The organism is Aquirufa sp. (assembly GCF_964796385.1).
Genome location: NZ_CBAUBA010000018.1, coordinates 1 through 16522, shown reverse-complemented (window position 1 = coordinate 16522; position 16522 = coordinate 1). Strand labels below are relative to the sequence as shown.

General features: G+C 38.5%; 13 protein-coding genes. 2 read left to right on the top strand and 11 right to left on the bottom strand.

Annotation, left to right across the window (positions count from 1 at the left end; translation table 11 throughout):
- Positions 1-23 precede the first annotated feature (23 nt).
- The 6 genes from trmB to AC1W6K_RS07040 are packed head-to-tail and all read right to left on the bottom strand — an operon-like array spanning position 24 to position 8493.
- Positions 24-689: a tRNA (guanosine(46)-N7)-methyltransferase TrmB gene (gene trmB, locus AC1W6K_RS07065; RefSeq protein ID WP_481946944.1), complete on the bottom strand. Its 666-nt coding sequence runs from the start codon at positions 687-689 to the stop codon at positions 24-26.
- A gap of 3 nt (positions 690-692) precedes the next feature.
- Positions 693-1976: a bifunctional folylpolyglutamate synthase/dihydrofolate synthase gene (locus AC1W6K_RS07060; RefSeq protein ID WP_481946943.1), complete on the bottom strand. Its 1284-nt coding sequence runs from the start codon at positions 1974-1976 to the stop codon at positions 693-695.
- Positions 1977-1997: 21 nt separating this feature from the next.
- Positions 1998-2777: a hypothetical protein gene (locus AC1W6K_RS07055; RefSeq protein WP_481946942.1), complete on the bottom strand. Its 780-nt coding sequence runs from the start codon at positions 2775-2777 to the stop codon at positions 1998-2000.
- Between the two features lie 5 nt (positions 2778-2782).
- Positions 2783-3754 (bottom strand): HU domain-containing protein, encoded by a 972-nt coding sequence (locus tag AC1W6K_RS07050; protein WP_481946941.1) that lies wholly within the window; start codon positions 3752-3754, stop codon positions 2783-2785.
- Between the two features lie 5 nt (positions 3755-3759).
- The gene (locus AC1W6K_RS07045; protein ID WP_481946940.1) at positions 3760-5463 is read right to left on the bottom strand and encodes a TonB-dependent receptor; all 1704 of its coding nucleotides are present in this window, start codon (positions 5461-5463) and stop codon (positions 3760-3762) included.
- A gap of 6 nt (positions 5464-5469) precedes the next feature.
- A complete protein-coding gene (locus AC1W6K_RS07040) occupies positions 5470-8493 on the bottom strand; it encodes a tetratricopeptide repeat protein (protein ID WP_481946939.1) in 3024 nt (1007 codons plus the stop codon).
- Between the two features lie 177 nt (positions 8494-8670).
- Between AC1W6K_RS07040 and AC1W6K_RS07035 the strand changes: the two genes are divergently transcribed.
- Positions 8671-10440: a M61 family metallopeptidase gene (locus tag AC1W6K_RS07035; RefSeq protein ID WP_481946938.1), complete on the top strand. Its 1770-nt coding sequence runs from the start codon at positions 8671-8673 to the stop codon at positions 10438-10440.
- On the opposite strand, the gene AC1W6K_RS07030 is transcribed toward AC1W6K_RS07035, so the two are convergent.
- Positions 10437-10673 carry a hypothetical protein gene (locus AC1W6K_RS07030; protein ID WP_481720271.1) on the bottom strand — a complete coding sequence of 79 codons (237 nt, stop codon included), beginning with the start codon at positions 10671-10673 and terminating at the stop codon, positions 10437-10439. The two genes, AC1W6K_RS07035 and AC1W6K_RS07030, sit on opposite strands and share 4 nt — an antisense overlap.
- Positions 10673-11110, bottom strand: coding sequence for a peptidylprolyl isomerase (locus tag AC1W6K_RS07025; protein ID WP_481946937.1), 438 nt, complete (start codon positions 11108-11110; stop codon positions 10673-10675). The genes AC1W6K_RS07030 and AC1W6K_RS07025 overlap by 1 nt, the downstream gene beginning before the upstream one ends.
- Before the next feature lie 46 nt (positions 11111-11156).
- On the opposite strand from AC1W6K_RS07025, the gene AC1W6K_RS07020 reads away from it, so the two are divergent.
- A complete protein-coding gene (locus tag AC1W6K_RS07020; protein WP_481946936.1) occupies positions 11157-11894 on the top strand; it encodes a tetratricopeptide repeat protein in 738 nt (245 codons plus the stop codon).
- Here the strand turns inward: AC1W6K_RS07020 and menD are convergent.
- From menD to pnp, 3 genes are all read right to left on the bottom strand, one after another.
- The gene (gene menD, locus AC1W6K_RS07015) at positions 11880-13514 is read right to left on the bottom strand and encodes a 2-succinyl-5-enolpyruvyl-6-hydroxy-3-cyclohexene-1-carboxylic-acid synthase (RefSeq protein WP_481946935.1); all 1635 of its coding nucleotides are present in this window, start codon (positions 13512-13514) and stop codon (positions 11880-11882) included. The two genes, AC1W6K_RS07020 and menD, sit on opposite strands and share 15 nt — an antisense overlap.
- 14 nt (positions 13515-13528) lie before the next feature.
- The gene (locus tag AC1W6K_RS07010) at positions 13529-14392 is read right to left on the bottom strand and encodes a sigma-70 family RNA polymerase sigma factor (protein ID WP_377982372.1); all 864 of its coding nucleotides are present in this window, start codon (positions 14390-14392) and stop codon (positions 13529-13531) included.
- A 54-nt stretch (positions 14393-14446) separates the two neighbouring features.
- A partial coding sequence (gene pnp, locus AC1W6K_RS07005; protein ID WP_481946934.1) for a polyribonucleotide nucleotidyltransferase occupies positions 14447-16522 on the bottom strand: 2076 nt, incomplete at its 5' end.

Here is a 16522-nt window from a genome sequence, read left to right as displayed (position 1 = left end):
TATATCATTTTCAAAAGAGAGGCTTAGGCCTCTTTTTTGTTTTCTACCCGTGCATAATTTATGGTATAGCCTTTATCGAACCATATTTTCTCAAATCGGGTCTTAATTCCAAAGTGATCCTCATTCCAAATTGATGTGTATAAGTCTTTTGTTTCAGCTAAGCTTCGTAATTGATACGCTTGGAATTGAGCCAATGAATATTCAAAAAATTCAGATGAATCCGTTTTTAAATGAATTATACCATTCGGTTTTAATAAGCGTAAATATTTTTCTAAGTAAAATGGAAAAGTCAACCGCTTCTTTTCGTCTCGGTCTTTCATGCGTGGATCAGGAAAAGTAATCCATATTTCATCAATTTCATTTGGCAGAAAGAAGTCTTCAATAAATTGAATCTGAATGCGCAAAAATGCCACATTGGTAAGTTGCATCGCTTCTGCTTGTTGGCCACCCGCAGCAAGGCGATCCCCTTTGATATCTACACCAATAAAATTTTTGGATGGAAATAATTTCCCTAAACCATTCGTGTATTCCCCGCGACCACATCCGATTTCAAGTACAATTGGATTTGAATTCAAAAAATAGTCCGACATCCATTTTCCTTGACAATTTTCAAAAAAATGCTTGGGATGTTGAATAACATTAGCCAATTGCTCGGCGCATTCGTACTTGTATATTTTTCTTCTACTCAAAATTTATTCAGCTAATTCAGCAACCATATACGTACTGCCTGTAATTAAAATAAAATCTGCTTGCGTTTCACGCGCTGAAGCTAAAGCAAGATTGACGTTGGCATAAATGTCTCCTCGTAATCCATAAACATTCGCTTTTGCTTGAAGTTCGCCTGCAGATAAAACTCTCGGATTCGATGCTTGGGTAAAATAATACTGCGCATCTTTGGGGAACAAAGCTAATACGCGATCCAAATCCTTATCTGCTACCATACCCAAAATGATATGAAGCTGATTGATTTTCATTTGGTTTACTTGACCAAGTACCTCTGAAATGCCTGCTGCATTGTGTGCCGTATCCGCCACAACCCACGGATTCCGAACTATCACTTCCCAGCGCCCACGCAACGAGGTATTTTGTCTTGTTAGTTTTATTCCGTGTTGAATCGATTGTGCTGAAAGCTGTAAAACACGCCTTTTAGACAGCTGAGTACACCAAGCAATCACACCACGCAAATTTTTAACTTGATAGGTTCCTGCATAAGGACTTTCAATTTTCAAATCACCCCAGAGCTCTGTTTTGGCGACTAAATGAAGCTCTATTCCTTTTTGTTCTACAGCTGATATTTGTACAAGTTCATCCGCAAAATTTAAAAATGCATCACATGCTTGTGCCGTTGACTTAAATACCTCTTCTACTTCATCCTGCCGCTCACTGATTAATATAGGAATTTGACTTTTGATGATACCTGCTTTTTCTGTGGCAATTTCTGGCAACGTTTCTCCTAAAATATCTTGATGATCATAGCCAATATTCGTAATGTAGGTAGCGATGGGTTCAATGATATTCGTCGAATCTAAGCGACCACCCAATCCAGTTTCTATCACCGCATAGTCTACGCCTTGTTCTTTAAAAAAAGCAAAGGCCATAAGTACCGTCCATTCAAAAAAACTCGGTCTTATTTCTGAAATAAGTGATTGATGTTTAGTGAAAAAAGCGACTACCCATTCTTTGGAAACTTCCTGCCCATTGACTTTAATGCGTTCTGTAAAAGATTTTAAATGGGGAGATGTATAAAGTCCTACACGAAATCCGTTCTCTTGCAAAATAGATGCCATAAAATGGGATGAACTACCCTTTCCATTGGTCCCAGCAATATGTAAGCATTTAAAATGCTGCTGTGGATTTCCAATTTTCGCAGCTAATTGTTGAATATTCGCTAATCCTGGCTTGAATGCTTTTTTTCCTTCTCGATGAAATACGGGAAGTTGCGCATACAAGAAGTTAACAACCTCTTCGTAAGTCATACGAGTCAAAATAGACTTAAATTAGTTTGTTGGGACAATCTTAATCGTTTTAAACCCACTCGCACCGCGTGAAATACCCTCACTACGTGGGTAAAAACGGGAATTCTTGATGAGTTTTTTATAGCGCTCTGCCAATGTAAGTTTTACATTGGTCCGATCAATACGAATTTCAGTTACATTCCCTCGCTCATTAATCCGAATAAAAAAGGTGATTTCTCCGGTTTCAGATCCATTTTCGATTCCATTCAATGCTTTGGTATCAAATGTCCAATCTTGTGCAATTTTTCCTTCCCCTTGACCTGAACCATTTCCAGAACCACGTCCGCCACCACCAAGACCCGTCCCTAATCCTTTACCAGATCCTGCACCTGTGCCAGTTCCGCCACCGGCTCCTGCGGCAGTTCCCTGTTTTTGACTGCGTTTTCCAAGTGTTAATGTTAAATCCACTGGCTCTTCCACCTCTTTTGGTTCTACAGGTACGGGCGGTTGTGTTTTTATAGTAACAGGACTTGATACCGTACTAGTTAGCGCTGGTGTAGGTGTCGTTTGCACCGCATCCGCAGTTGATTGTGTTAATTCTTCTTTCTTAGGGGCTGGTGCTGGCGCCGGAGCTTCTTGCTCAAAACTAATTTCACCAATTCCTGCGTCTTGCACAGGAATAGCAGGTGGATTAGGTGAATCATTCCATATTTTCACTTGCCAAATCAGCAAAAACAATAGCGAATTGATTACTAATGTTATGACCAACGCTTTACGCTGATTGCTTTTTTCGAATTTTTTATCTGAATATGCTAAACTCATCAGTACTATTGTTTTTTAAACACCCAAATATCTAATTTCTTATCTTTCTTTAATTCAGCGGCCTTTTGGTAACCCAAATCAAAATTGGCCACACGTCCTATGCTCACCCGAAAATGCTTTTCTCCTGCTTCTTTTTTTATGATTTCAACTTCAGAAAAGCCTTTGCCGACTAATTCCGACTGACAGATCGCTGCTTTTTTCTCCGTTAAAAAACTTGCAGCTACTAAATAAATATTCTCCTCTATCACTGGTTCAACTTTTTCACTAACTTCCACCGAAGCGGGCGTAGCTACAGTGACTGATTTTATAGGCGTAATTGGTGTAGCCACCTTCTCCTTTTTCTTGATTTTTATGGTTAAAGGGCTCAATGAACTATTCACATAACGCGAATTTGGTTCTGTTAAAAAGTAAGCTGCCGTGCCACCTACTAAAAATGCTAAGATGACATAGGTGTAAAATTTGAAAGATAAACGCTTTTCTTTAACCTCGGGAATTATAGGTTCCGCATCTACCATGGAAATGGCTACCGGACTTGGAATTAATGTAGGCTTTACTTTCTGCGATTTAATCTGCACCGGCAAAAGCCCAAATTGAGTTAAATCAAAATTTGTTTCTGGATTAGGCTCAAAACTGATTTTTGATTCATTACGTAATGTGAATGTTCCTACTTTTCCTAGGACAACCTCTTCGCCTGCTTGTATTCGCTGATTTAAAGAAAGAGCAAATGCATGAATCTCCTTAAATGCATCTTTTTGTTTCATTCCATATTTTTGAGCCAAAGCCATCGCTAAGATTCCATCATCAGCACGTAAACGCTCGTTAAATGCAACCCACTTGCGCTTCGGATAAATGGTTGATGTTGATTGATCAAACATGAAATCTTTTGTATTCAATACAAAACCCCCAAATTGTGGAATAATCACACAATCGTAGCTTAATAATGATTCTTCAATAAGGGATATAATCGTTTCTTGCATGTGAACTAAAATGAATAAGCTACTCCTACTGTATAATTTAGACCCTGCGTAGCGTAATTCAAATATCGTTGATATTCTTTACCCAACAAATTATTTGCGCTAACCGAGGCATTGAATTTTTTTGTAATCAGATAATTTACTTTCAAATTCAAATCAATTATGTCATCCATTTTAATGGATTTCCCTGTTTTTGCTTGCATGCCATAAAGCCCACCTACGTAAAATAAATCTGGAGATACGATAATACGATCCTTAAAAGTTATCGAATTAGTAAATGATAAACTCAGCATCGGCTTAGAAACCGCATTTCCTTCCGCGAAATCTATATTCGTATATTGATTATAGTCATACTTTAAAATCGATAATACTTTGTCAAAGGTCTGATAATTAATTTGCCCCGATAAATTCAAAACTTGTACTTTTTTGTCTCCCCCTGCATACTTAATGTCAAAGCGCGTTGAATCACTCGCCGGAATATAAAAGGCTAAATCACTAAATTCAGAGTAAGATACCTTCATCTCAAAGTCTAAGTTCCGCTCATTGGATCCTTTAATCCCACCGTAAATATTAGATGTTTGAACGGTGTTTCGCAAATTTACTTGCTGCGCCATCCAATTGTTTTCTGCAGCAAATTGGTTCAATGAATTGAAATAGGTTTCACCGCCTATGCCAACAAACACATGTATGAAATCCGTAGGTTTGACGTCTAATTTCACGATTGGAAATAAACGCGTTTTATTTAAACCCAATAATTTATCTTTCTCATTGGCCAAATTAATACCTGCCGTCACTGATATTCGGTTGTTTTTATACAAGAAACTCGGCTTAATGCGGTATAACTCCCGGCGATTTGTTTGTCCAAAGGTGTTCTCTGACATGTTCATTTCACCCACTAAGTAGGCAGACAAATTATCATTTACATGTAAGATTGATTGAATTTTGCTATCCCAAATCCATTCGCGGGTATTGTAATTTGTACTTAAATATGTTAATCCTGAAGATGCGATGTAATCAAATTTGGCATCTTTTTTAGCATTTGAAATACTCCCTGAATAGTTGAACTTATTGTAGTTAATATCAAAATCACGAATAGTTCCTCCTCCATCAAAAATACGCTCATCGCGGCCATAGTAGTGATTACCTATACGCCTAAAACTAATTTGACCATCTAATAAATAGTTTCCCGTGAACGTTTTTGAATAGGCTTTTGCTTCATTTTCATTCCGTCCGGAATTCCCACCCCCAATGGGACCGCGGCGATTTGCATCATGATTTATGTACAATCCATGAAACTGAGTTTCCTTTGGATTAAATCCAAAATGACCATTTAATGTCGTATGGCCAAAATTACCTGCTCCAATTTTCACTAAATTCATAAACTTGGGCCCAAAAGAAGAAACCAACTCATCCCCTGTTCGAGGTCCGATTACCGATGTAGTCAAAATCGTTTTGTTGGCAGTTTCCCACCGACGATCAAAGAACTCATATTTCATTTTACGCCCTTTTTGCGTATTCTCAATTTCTGATAAAGGTTCAAAATTGCGCGATATTTGTGGCTGAAGTACAATTTTACGCTCCTTCTCTAAAATGATATCATCATTCTGAATATTACCTTCTTTTTTATCTTGAGCCCCAACTTGCGTCTGTACCCCAAAGATTCCAAATAAGCTGCAAAGGATTATTGATTTTGCGTTCATTTCAATTTTCATGTTCTCTTATTTAAGGGGTAAGCTTTTTAACTTTAATTTGGCAACTTCAACAATAGCATTGTCCGTTGAATTATCAATGATCGATTTCAAGATTGCACGTGCCTGTGCAAGATTTTTTAGCAATACAAAGTTCTCGGCCAACAAGACATAAGCTTTTCCAATTACCCCATCAGATACATCTGCGAACTCATTTTTGAATTTGGTTGTAATCATCTCATTGGATTCTTTGTATTTACCTCCTTGACTTAATTGCATGGCTAATTCAATCTGTGCCTCACCACCTATATCATTTTTGTCTAATGCGATTGTTTTTGCTAGCCATTCGTTACGTTGGCCTATTTGCGTACTATCCGAATACGCATCGGCTAATTTCCGACTCATCGTTGCTAATTCTGTTGTTGAATACAAGTCTAAGGGTTCAACTTCTAAAATAACTTTTCCCACAGAATCTAAATTCTTTGCTGCATAAAAGGCATTAAAGATCTGCGTATATCCCATCAGCACATTTTCCGGTTCTTTAATTTTCGCTTGATGCATGCGGTAATAATTAACCGAAGACTGATAATTCCCTAGATTGAACTCCAATTCAGCCGTACGTAAAATAGCTTTAATTACTTGTGGGTGCGCATTTTGCTCAATAACCTTCTTGTAGGCTGCAACTGCTTCCGTAGAATCCTTAATTTGATCAGCCGCATCAGCAATTAAATAATAGGCTTCCACGACATTCTCATCAGTTGGATACTTAGTAACAAAATCTTTTAATGCAGGAATCGCTTTATCAAATTTCTTTCCATCATAAATCCCCTTTGCTGCACTATATTTTAAATCCATTGCCTCTGCATCATTGGATTCTGCTGCATGACTCGCTTGGTAATTTTCTAATACTTGACCAAACTCCTCTGGACGGCCTACTTTGATCAAGTTCTCTTGTAAGCCGATCAAGGCATCTTTTGCAATTTTATCTCCAGAGAATTCATTGATTATGCGCTTGTAATCGCTAAGTGCTAACTCAAATTGCTCATTGTTCGTATACGCTTGAGCACGCTTTAAAATTGATTGAGCTAGGTACTCACTCTTCGTTTTGGCATCAATTATTTCAGTAAATCCAATAATGGCCTCTTTATATTTAAGGCCATTGAATAATACTATATTCTCCTGAAAAATCGCATCTTCTGCAAATTTTGAATCAGGGAAATTCATGCGAACTTGCTTAAATGTTTGTCTTGCCTCAGCATCACGATTCAAATAAGTTAAGGTCATCCCTTTTTGATACAAAGCGTAATCTTTTTCATTTTTAGCTATTTCCGCAGCTTGCGAATAATACGTTAAGGCATCTTGATATTTACGTGAAATCAAATACGTATCAGCCAAACGAATTAAAATTGCTGGATTATTTTTTGAGTTTGGCGTTGCTTTTAATCGATCTACATACGCCTTAAATAGGTTGTTGGCCTTTGTGAAATCTTTCGTATTAAAATACGCAAACGCAAGACCCATGCGAACTTGTTGGATGAAATCTTCTGTTTGGCCTTTACCACTCAACAACGGGTTATATAATTCAATAGCTTCTTCAAATTGCTTTAATTGAGACAAGCTCTCTGCTTTTCCAAGTAACGCTAATTGGGTGTATTGTGCTTTTTGAGGCGTATTAATTGAAATATCAAATAACTTAATAGCCTCATCGAAATGCTCTTCGTTATAGGCGCGAACTCCTAAATTATAACTTAAGGTTTGATAAGCTTCATTCAGTTTAGGTGATCGGTTTGTTAAGCCTTGCAAATATTCCAAAGCAACTTTGAGGTTATCTGCATGTAAAAATGCATCCGCAACTAGTTCGACAGCTTCTTCAGCAAATTTGCTTTTAGGAAATTTTGCCGTGAATAATTGAATTTCTTGGATTGTTTCTGATGCCCGACCTAAGTCTAATTGTACCTTGGCGTGGTTATAAAATGCTTCCTCCTGAATCAGCGAATTAAAATTTAAGTTTTTCGCTAAATCAAATGCCTCTAACGTCGCTGCCAAATTCCCAGCATTTAACTGAGAGAGAGCAAGTGTAAACGCAGCATATTGGCCTAATGAATCTTTTTGACTAGCTAATCCTTTCAATTGTATGGCCGCATCATTAAACTTTTTGATCCGGTAAAGGGAATAGCCTAACCGATATTGAGAAACAGGATTGATTTTATTACCTGTTGCTTTAATGAGTACCTCATAGCTTTTCGCTGCTTTATCGAAACGCTCTAATTTGAATTGGACGTCGGCCACCAACTGTGATAATTCATCTAAGCGGTACCCAGAGTTCTTTTTGACTAAAATAGGTTCAGCGTAATTCAATAATTCATTGAATTTGGATTGGTTAAAATAACAAAGGGCAATCCAATTTGGAATTTCCCTACGATATTTGCTACTCGCCTCTGCTTTTTGAAAATCTGGCGCCGCATCAGCATAACGTTTATCATTGAATTGGATGACAGCTGCATAATATGCTGCAGAAAGTGCATATTCTTCTTCTTGTTCCACCTTAATTTCATTGAAATAAGGTAATGCTTCCACAAAGTTTTTTAGTTCGTAGTATGAAACAGCTAATTTGTATTTGGCCTCTAAATTTGTTTCGGATGATTTACTCAGGTATTTTACTGCTTTAGCATAGTCGCCATTGTCATAGAAAAACGTACCTATTCCACGAAGTAATTTGATGGCTTGTGGATGTTCCGGGTTATTGGCTACAAAACGCTCGGCTAATATTTCCGCTTCAGGCTGGCTCATATACAACGAGCACATCGTCATGTAATATTCAGCTAATACCTTTTGGCCTGCTTGCTCATTACTTAATGGCTCAATACTTTCGAGATATGCATTAAACTCTTCCCGTGCAGCTACATAATTCTTCGCATCAAAGTATTCTTTGGCCTGGCGGAAATGTAACGTATGATCTTTGAAACTAAGTGTTTGTTGGCCAAAAGCCCCCAAACTCATGCAGAAAAAAAGTATTGCTGTGATCCAGCTAGTCGATCTTGAATGGTTATTCATTTGAATATGGTTACAACATGCACATTGCATCAAAAATACGATTTTTCTTTCAAATTATTGTTTGAGGCAATTGATTTATTTTAGGTGCTTCCGACCAATTAATAGCTATTTCGTTGGAGATACGGCCTATTTTACTAATTTTAACTTTTCTATTTCATCCTATAAAACAAAAATTCAATGTATCTTAAGAAATTAGCAATCCTAAGCATTTTATTTCTGGGATTTGAATTAAGTGCTGCTCCGATTAAGCACCTGATTCAAATGTCAAATCCTCAGTCACATTATTTTGAAGTTAGTACCACGTTAGACGTAAGTAAAGAAACGGCTAAATTTATTGACTTAAAGATGGCAGCTTGGACGCCAGGGTCCTATTTGATTCGTGAATTCGCCCGGAATGTGGAGCAGGTTAGTGCTACTGCAAATGGGAATTCCTTACCTATCAACAAAATTTCTAAAAATACGTGGCGGATTTTTATTGTTCCTGGCATGAAAAAAGTGCAAGTAAATTATTTGGTATATGCATTTGAATTGTCGGTACGTACCTCATTTTTAGATGACATACATGGCTATATTAACCCTGCCAATATGCTAATGTATGTCGCGAAATGGGCAAAAGGTCCACAGGAACTTGAAATTATTCCGCACAAGGACTTTAAAAAAGTGTCAACCGCCCTGAAAAATGTCAGTGGCTTCAAGTATATCGCCAAAGATTTGGATGAATTGTTTGATTCACCTATTGAAATAGGCAATCATAAGGTTTGGGATTTTAAAGTCAATAACATTCCACACCAAATTGCATTCTTTGGCCAAACTAAAGTAGATTCTGTCAAATTTATCGCCGATGTAACTAAGATGGCGCAAGAAGCCCAAAATGTGGTTGGCACGCATCCTTGTGACCATTATTTATTTATTATTCATAACATTCAACGTGGTACAGGTGGATTGGAGCATTTGTATTCGACTACGTGTTCCGTTTCTCGAACAGCCTATGAAACACCTGGCGGCTACCAAGGTGTCATAAATTTATTAGCGCACGAGTATTTTCACTTATGGAATGTGAAGCGTATTCGTCCAATTGCCTTGGGGCCATTCGATTATGAACAAGAAAATTACACGCACAATCTTTGGTTTTCTGAGGGTATAACTAGTTATTATGCTGAAGTGATCAATCTTCGGACAAAAATGGTTTCATCGGAAGCATATTTAATTGATCTGGGTAAAGACATTTCTTCCGTTGAAAACACACCTGGTGCATCTGTTGAATCTGCCGCTTCCGCTAGTTGGGACGCGTGGATTAAATACTACCGTCCAAACGAAAATTCGCGCAACTCCTCTGTTTCATATTATGACAAGGGATCCTTACTTGGGGGTATTTTAAACATGTGGATTATTCAAAAAACAGCTGGTGCCAAGTGTTTAGACGATGTATTTAAATTGCTTTATACGAACTATTATTTGAAGCAAGGGCGTGGTTTTACCGACTCAGAATTAGAGAATGCATTCAGTACAGTGGCCGGTACATCTGCTGCTGGATTCTTCAAGGACCATATTTATGGTATTAAAACACCGGATTATGCGAGTATTTTTGCCAAATTTGGTTATTCATGGACTGATACAAATCTAAGCAAATCAATACCTTATGTGGGTTTAGCGGTTTTAAACAATCGCATTACATCGATTTTAAAAGCCGGTCCAGCATTTATAGCAGGATTGAATGTAGGTGATGAAATTGTACAGGTAAACCAAACAGATTTTGTTGGATTAGATAAGCTAATGGCCGACAAGAAAGTGGGTGATTTACTAACTTTTAAAGTTAAGCGTGACGGTTTAGAGCGTTCTTTTGAACTGAAAGTGACGCAAACTCCTTTGAAAGCTTTCGAGGTTAAATCAGTTGACAATCCAACTGATTCTCAATTGATGTTACGCAAAAAGTGGTTGAGTCTTTAATTGATTTGTTTCCCCATTTCAGCATACATCTGCTGAAAGGTGGTTATGACAAAATTTTGAAAGGAGGAGCTGGATGCCAGCTCCTCTATTTCTTTTTGGCCTGAAAAGTCTAGAACCGAGAATTTATAACTTTGCTCGAGTTGAGGCGTCTCAAATTTCAAAATATATTTTGAGTTCCATTCAAAAAGTGAGATTCGCATATTTTCATGCGGTATTTCTTTAATAAAATGCACTAGTCGTGAATGATTTTAACGCTTTGAATCACATCCCCTTCGCGAATTTGATCGATTATGTCTAAGCCCTCAATAACTTTACCAAAGCATGTATGCTTACGGTCTAAGTGCGCTGTGTTGTTACGAGAGTGACAAATGAAAAATTGGGATCCTCCCGTATTTAATCCACGATGCGCCATAGAAAGCACTCCACGATCATGAAACTGATTATTTCCAGTTAATTCACATGGGATTGAGTAACCAGGGCCACCTGCTCCAGTTCCATCTGGACAGCCTCCTTGAATGACAAAATCTGCAATTACTCGGTGAAAAGTCAGTCCATCATAAAACCCTTTTTCAGCTAAATCCATAAAGTTTTTTGCGTGAAGTGGAGCATCCTCTGTATAAAATTCGATTTTCATTAACCCTTTATCGGTTAACATTTCTGCGTATGCCATCTTAATTAATTAAATTTGAGGCACAAAGATAAAAATTATATCCATTATGAGGTACCTCTTTCTATGCATGTTTGCGATTTTAGTAGTCTCTTGTCAATCAGACACCTCAAAAAAAGAAGCATCTGATTTTTTTCTGCGCGGTAACGCCAAATTTAAAGAAAAGGAATATTTTGAATCTATTAAGTGGTATACAGAATCAATTAAGAAGCAAAAGGAATTTCCAGATGCGTATTATAATCGGGGTTTAGTATACCAACAGCTCGAGAAAAATGATGAGGCCTTAGCTGATTTTACAATTGCTTACACGCAAGATCCCAAATTTGCCCCTGCCCTGTTTAAATTGGCTGAAACTCTTCAAAATTTGGAAAAATATGATTTGGCCATTACTGAATCGGCTAAACTAATCAAGAATTTTCCTGATTCTGCGGCTAATTGGACACTTCACGGCAATATTCAGATGCAAAAGGAAATGTGGAATGAGTCGATGGTTTCGTATGATCGAGCACTAGCTATTGATTCCCTTTCGGTAGAAACGATGATCAATCAAGGTGTGGTTTTTCAAGAATTAAATCAATTGGATTTAGCGGAAAAGATGTTCAAACGCGCGTTGCGGCAAGGAAAATATCAAGACTTAATTTATAATAATTTGGGATATGTGGAGATTCAGCGGATGCATTGGGAACTGGCGAAGCAATATGTTCAAAAAGCATTAGCTGTTGATCCTAAAAACCCATTATATGTGAAAAATTGGGAGCGAATTCAAAAAAAATCAATGCTTGAATAAGTTCATGTAAGCTTGTAATTCCTCCGTATTTTTAGTTGAAGCGGTACAAATTTCTAAGATTTTAGCTCGATTGCTTGGCTCAAAAAAATGTCTTAGTTCTTGATTTAATTCATTCCAATTATGAGCTTCGAAGTAGTCTATTCCAGCATCTATAGCTGTATTTTTAGCTTTAAATGACTGATGCGTTATCATAAATTCACCCAGCTCTGGCAGGTCTTTAGCTCCATCTAATATGCCAAAGATTCCTCCACCAGCATTGTTGAAAATGATGATACGAACATTCGAACCTACATACGAATTCCATAGTGCATTTCGGTCGTATTGAAAAGCCACATCACCTATCAGCGAGATAACTAATTTTGTTGTTTTTTGGCTCGCTCCAATCGCCGTGCTTAGACATCCATCGATTCCACTAGTACCTCGATTGGAAAACACTTCAGTTTGAGTAAATACTTTTTCCGTCCAGTTGATGTATCGAATAGCCAATGAATTTGCCACATGAACCTCCGAATTTGGTGAGTCAATGGCGCCAATCAATCGGTTATAAATAACTATTTCGGACCAGCTTTCTTTTTTAAAATACGCGCCCTGTATATCCTCTATCCTGTTTTTGGCACTATTTATAGCCGACACCCCCCTCAGGGTTTGTTGGCACAATGATTCTAAAACCGAGTTTGTTTCTGCATGAACTACCCTTGTTAGACATTGAAATGGATTAGGTTTTCCGATGGGATTGGGGTGCACTAACCATGATGCTTTGGGCTTATGGGTTCTTAGAAATTGTTTAATGCGTTTGCTAACAAACGATTTACCAAAATGAATATGAAATTCTGGTTGGAACGAAGATAAATTCGCTTCATTAGCCCAAATTAAATCATGATGCAGTTGGCATTCCGAAGGTAGATTTGCTGTTGCATCACCTACAACGGGTATCCCCTTGAGCGCCAATTGGGCAAATAATTTATTCTCAGCTTGATTGAATTGTCTTTGGCCAACGGTGATAAGTAGTGAAGCATCTGGATTTACATCAAAATCAGTATCTAATTCAGGGGTTTTATAGGCTTCAACTGCCTGAGGTTCCCGAATTTGCGGTAATGCCTCTCCACTTGTTGGATAGAACGGCTCAGCAATGGGTATATTCATGTGTACTGGCCCTTGTGGAAATGCCATGGCTTTCTCCACGAGCTGATTTGGTTGATAGGGAATGAAGCTTTCGGCATGTTTGACATGCTTGCCGAAAAGATTTTCTTGATAGATAGTCTGACCATCCCACTGACCAATCCATTCGGCTGGTCGGTCTGCTGTTAACACAATGATTGGAACTTCTTGAAAGAATGCTTCGGCTATAGCCGGAGCGAAATTGAGACCCGCAGATCCAGATGTACAGCAGAGTATAACTGGTTTTTTCGTTTTCAATGCGCGACCGAGACCAAAGAAACCACCAGAACGTTCATCTGAAATGGAATAGCAATGAAATCCACCGTGGCGAACTAAGGCCAACATAATAGGTGCGTTTCGCGAACCTGGGCATATGATTGCCTCATTTACACCTTGTTGGTGCAAACCATCAATCAAATCCACAATTCCATCAGGGTATGCCATAGCAAAAAAAAGCCTCATAAGAGGCTTTTGATTTATCCAAGATAAGTTTTTAGGGCTTTACTACGTGACGTATGACGGAGGCGGCGAATGGCTTTCTCTTTAATTTGTCTTACGCGTTCGCGTGTTAGGTTGAATTTTTCACCGATTTCCTCAAGGGTCATCGCGTGCTCACCATTTAAGCCAAAATATAAGGTTACAACGTCAGCTTCGCGTTGAGTTAACGTAGACAATGCTCGCTGAACTTCGCGACGTAATGAATCGTTGATTAAACCCGAATCTGGCTTATCCTCTGAATCATTTTCTAAAACGTCTAACAATGAATTTTCTTCACCTTGAACGAATGGTGCGTCCATAGAAACGTGCCGACCAGAAATCTTTAGGGTATCGACAACTTCGCCGGTGGAAATTTCCAATACTTCGGCTAATTCTTCTGGAGAAGGCTCGCGTTCAAATTTTTGCTCGAGTTCAGAAAATGTTTTCGAGATTTTATTTAGTGATCCTACGCGGTTCAATGGCAAACGAACGATACGAGATTGTTCAGCCAAAGCTTGTAAGATAGACTGACGAATCCACCATACAGCGTATGAGATAAATTTAAATCCACGAGTTTCATCAAAACGTTGTGCTGCTTTGATCAAACCTAAGTTTCCTTCATTTATTAAGTCACCAAGGCTAAGACCTTGATTTTGGTATTGTTTAGCTACCGATACCACGAAACGTAAATTGGCTTTCGTCAAACGTTCTAATGATAACTGGTCTCCTTCTCGGATTTTTTGTGCGAGTATTACCTCTTCATCCGGTGTCAATAAATCCACCTTACCGATTTCCTGCAGGTATTTGTCAAGAGATTGACTTTCCCTGTTGGTAATTTGTTTGCTAATTTTTAGCTGTCTCATAGGATTTTACAACAGATTGAATGGGCAAAAGGTTTTCTTTTGCCCATAAATAATTTATTCAGCGCTTGCTTCTGGTTTTGGTAGTAGTGCTTTTGCAGAAAGACGGAATTTACCCGTTTTCTTATCTACTTCTACCAATTTAACCTGAACTCGATCTCCTTCTTTGAAAACACCGTCCATCGTTTCAATGCGATCCCATGAAATTTCAGAGATGTGCAACAAACCGTCTTTTCCCGGTAAGAACTCAACAAAAGCACCAAACGCTTGAATGTTTTTCACTTTTCCTTCATAGATTTCGCCTACTTCTGGAAGTGTAACGATTCCTTTCACCATGCGAACCGCATGTGCCATAGCATCTCCATTTGAAGAGAATATACTTACGTATCCTCCGTCTTCCTTTTCTTCGATGGTTACTGTGGCACCGGATTGCTTTTGGATATCTTGAACAACTTTACCACCTGGCCCGATTACTGAACCGATTTGATCTTTTTGGATCTTAATAACGGTAGCACGTGGAGTTTGTGGCTTGAATTCTTCACGAACGGCAGGCATAGCCTTTTTCATTTCATTCAAAATATGCAAACGGCCTTCTTTGGCTTGCGTTAACGCTTCAGCTAAAACTTCGTATGACAAACCTTGAACCTTAATGTCCATTTGGCAAGCTGTGATTCCGTTTTCAGTTCCTGTTACTTTGAAGTCCATATCACCCAGGTGATCCTCATCTCCTAAAATATCGGAAAGAACTGCATATTTTCCAGTTTTTGCATCCGAGATTAAACCCATTGCAATACCTGAAACTGGCGCTTTGATTTTGACACCAGCATCCATAAGAGCTAATGTTCCTGCGCACACTGTTGCCATCGACGAAGAACCATTTGATTCCAAGATGTCTGAGACAATACGTAATGTGTACGGAAAATCTTCCATTTTTGGAAGAACCTTACGAATCGCACGCATGGCCAAGTTACCATGTCCTACTTCACGTCGTCCTACCCCACGATTTGGCTTAACTTCTCCTGTTGAGAAACCTGGGAAATTGTAGTGCAACATAAATTTATTGTATCCCTGCGTCATTGGTTGATCGATGATTTGCTCATCCATCTTAGTTCCAAGTGTGACTGTAGTCAAAGATTGTGTTTCTCCACGAGTAAACACTGAAGAACCGTGCGGAGTAGGTAAATAATCTACTTCACACGTGATTTGACGTATTTCGTTCAATTTACGGCCATCTAAACGGTAGCGCTCTTGCAAAACTAGTTGGCGAGCTGCTTCTTTTTCGATATCGTGTAAATATGTTTTTGCTAACGAAAGGTTAACCAAATGATCTTCAGGCAACGAAGCGATAAATTCATCTACGATGGCTTTGAAGCCAGCTTTACGCTCCTCTTTCTTTGGATTAGCTAATTTAGCTACTGCCAAATACTTCTCGTAGTAGTTTTTCCACAATTCAGCACGCAACTCTTCGTTGTGTGATTCGTGTGAATACGTACGTTTTTCTGTTTTTCCACACGCTTCAGTTAACTCATTTAATGCCTTACATTGAATTTTGATGGCATCATGTGCGATGCGTAAAGCTTCTAACATTTCTGTTTCTGAAACTTCATCTCCTTCACCTTCGACCATTAAAATATCGTTTGCATTTGCAGCAACAATTAATTCTAGGCTGGCGCCGGCTAATTCGCTAACGCTCGGGTTGACTTTATATGTACCATTGATTTTTGCGACACGTACCTCAGAAATAGGTCCGTTGAACGGAATATCTGATACGGCTAGAGCAGCAGCAGCTGCTAGGCCAACAAAAGCATCTGGTAAAACTTCAGCATCACCTGAAATTAAGTTGATCAAAACTTGAACATCTGCATGATAATCATCCGGGAAAGTAGGACGTAATGCACGGTCTACTAAACGCGAGATAAGGATTTCATAATCAGAAAGACGGGCCTCTCTTTTTAAGAAAGAACCTGGAATACGTCCGTTAGACGCAAATTTTTCTTGATAATCTACAGATAATGGAAGGAAATCTACTCCTTCTTTGGCCTCTTTGTTTGCTACCACAGTGGCTAGCAACATCATATTTCCTGACTTTATGACAACAGCTCCATCCGCTTGCTTGGCTAATTTGCCAGTTTC

Bases quoted from the DNA above. Each gene is read 5' to 3' on its own strand.
- AC1W6K_RS07020 (WP_481946936.1), top strand. From the start codon at position 11,157: ATGAGGTACCTCTTTCTATGCATGTTTGCGATTTTAGTAGTCTCTTGT.
- AC1W6K_RS07040 (WP_481946939.1), bottom strand. From the start codon at position 8,493: ATGAATAACCATTCAAGATCGACTAGCTGGATCACAGCAATACTTTTT.
- AC1W6K_RS07025 (WP_481946937.1), bottom strand. From the start codon at position 11,110: ATGGCATACGCAGAAATGTTAACCGATAAAGGGTTAATGAAAATCGAA.
- AC1W6K_RS07010 (WP_377982372.1), bottom strand. From the start codon at position 14,392: ATGAGACAGCTAAAAATTAGCAAACAAATTACCAACAGGGAAAGTCAA.
- AC1W6K_RS07060 (WP_481946943.1), bottom strand. From the start codon at position 1,976: ATGACTTACGAAGAGGTTGTTAACTTCTTGTATGCGCAACTTCCCGTA.
- AC1W6K_RS07055 (WP_481946942.1), bottom strand. From the start codon at position 2,777: ATGAGTTTAGCATATTCAGATAAAAAATTCGAAAAAAGCAATCAGCGT.
- AC1W6K_RS07045 (WP_481946940.1), bottom strand. From the start codon at position 5,463: ATGAAAATTGAAATGAACGCAAAATCAATAATCCTTTGCAGCTTATTT.
- AC1W6K_RS07050 (WP_481946941.1), bottom strand. From the start codon at position 3,754: ATGCAAGAAACGATTATATCCCTTATTGAAGAATCATTATTAAGCTAC.
- AC1W6K_RS07035 (WP_481946938.1), top strand. From the start codon at position 8,671: ATGTATCTTAAGAAATTAGCAATCCTAAGCATTTTATTTCTGGGATTT.
- menD (WP_481946935.1), bottom strand. From the start codon at position 13,514: ATGAGGCTTTTTTTTGCTATGGCATACCCTGATGGAATTGTGGATTTG.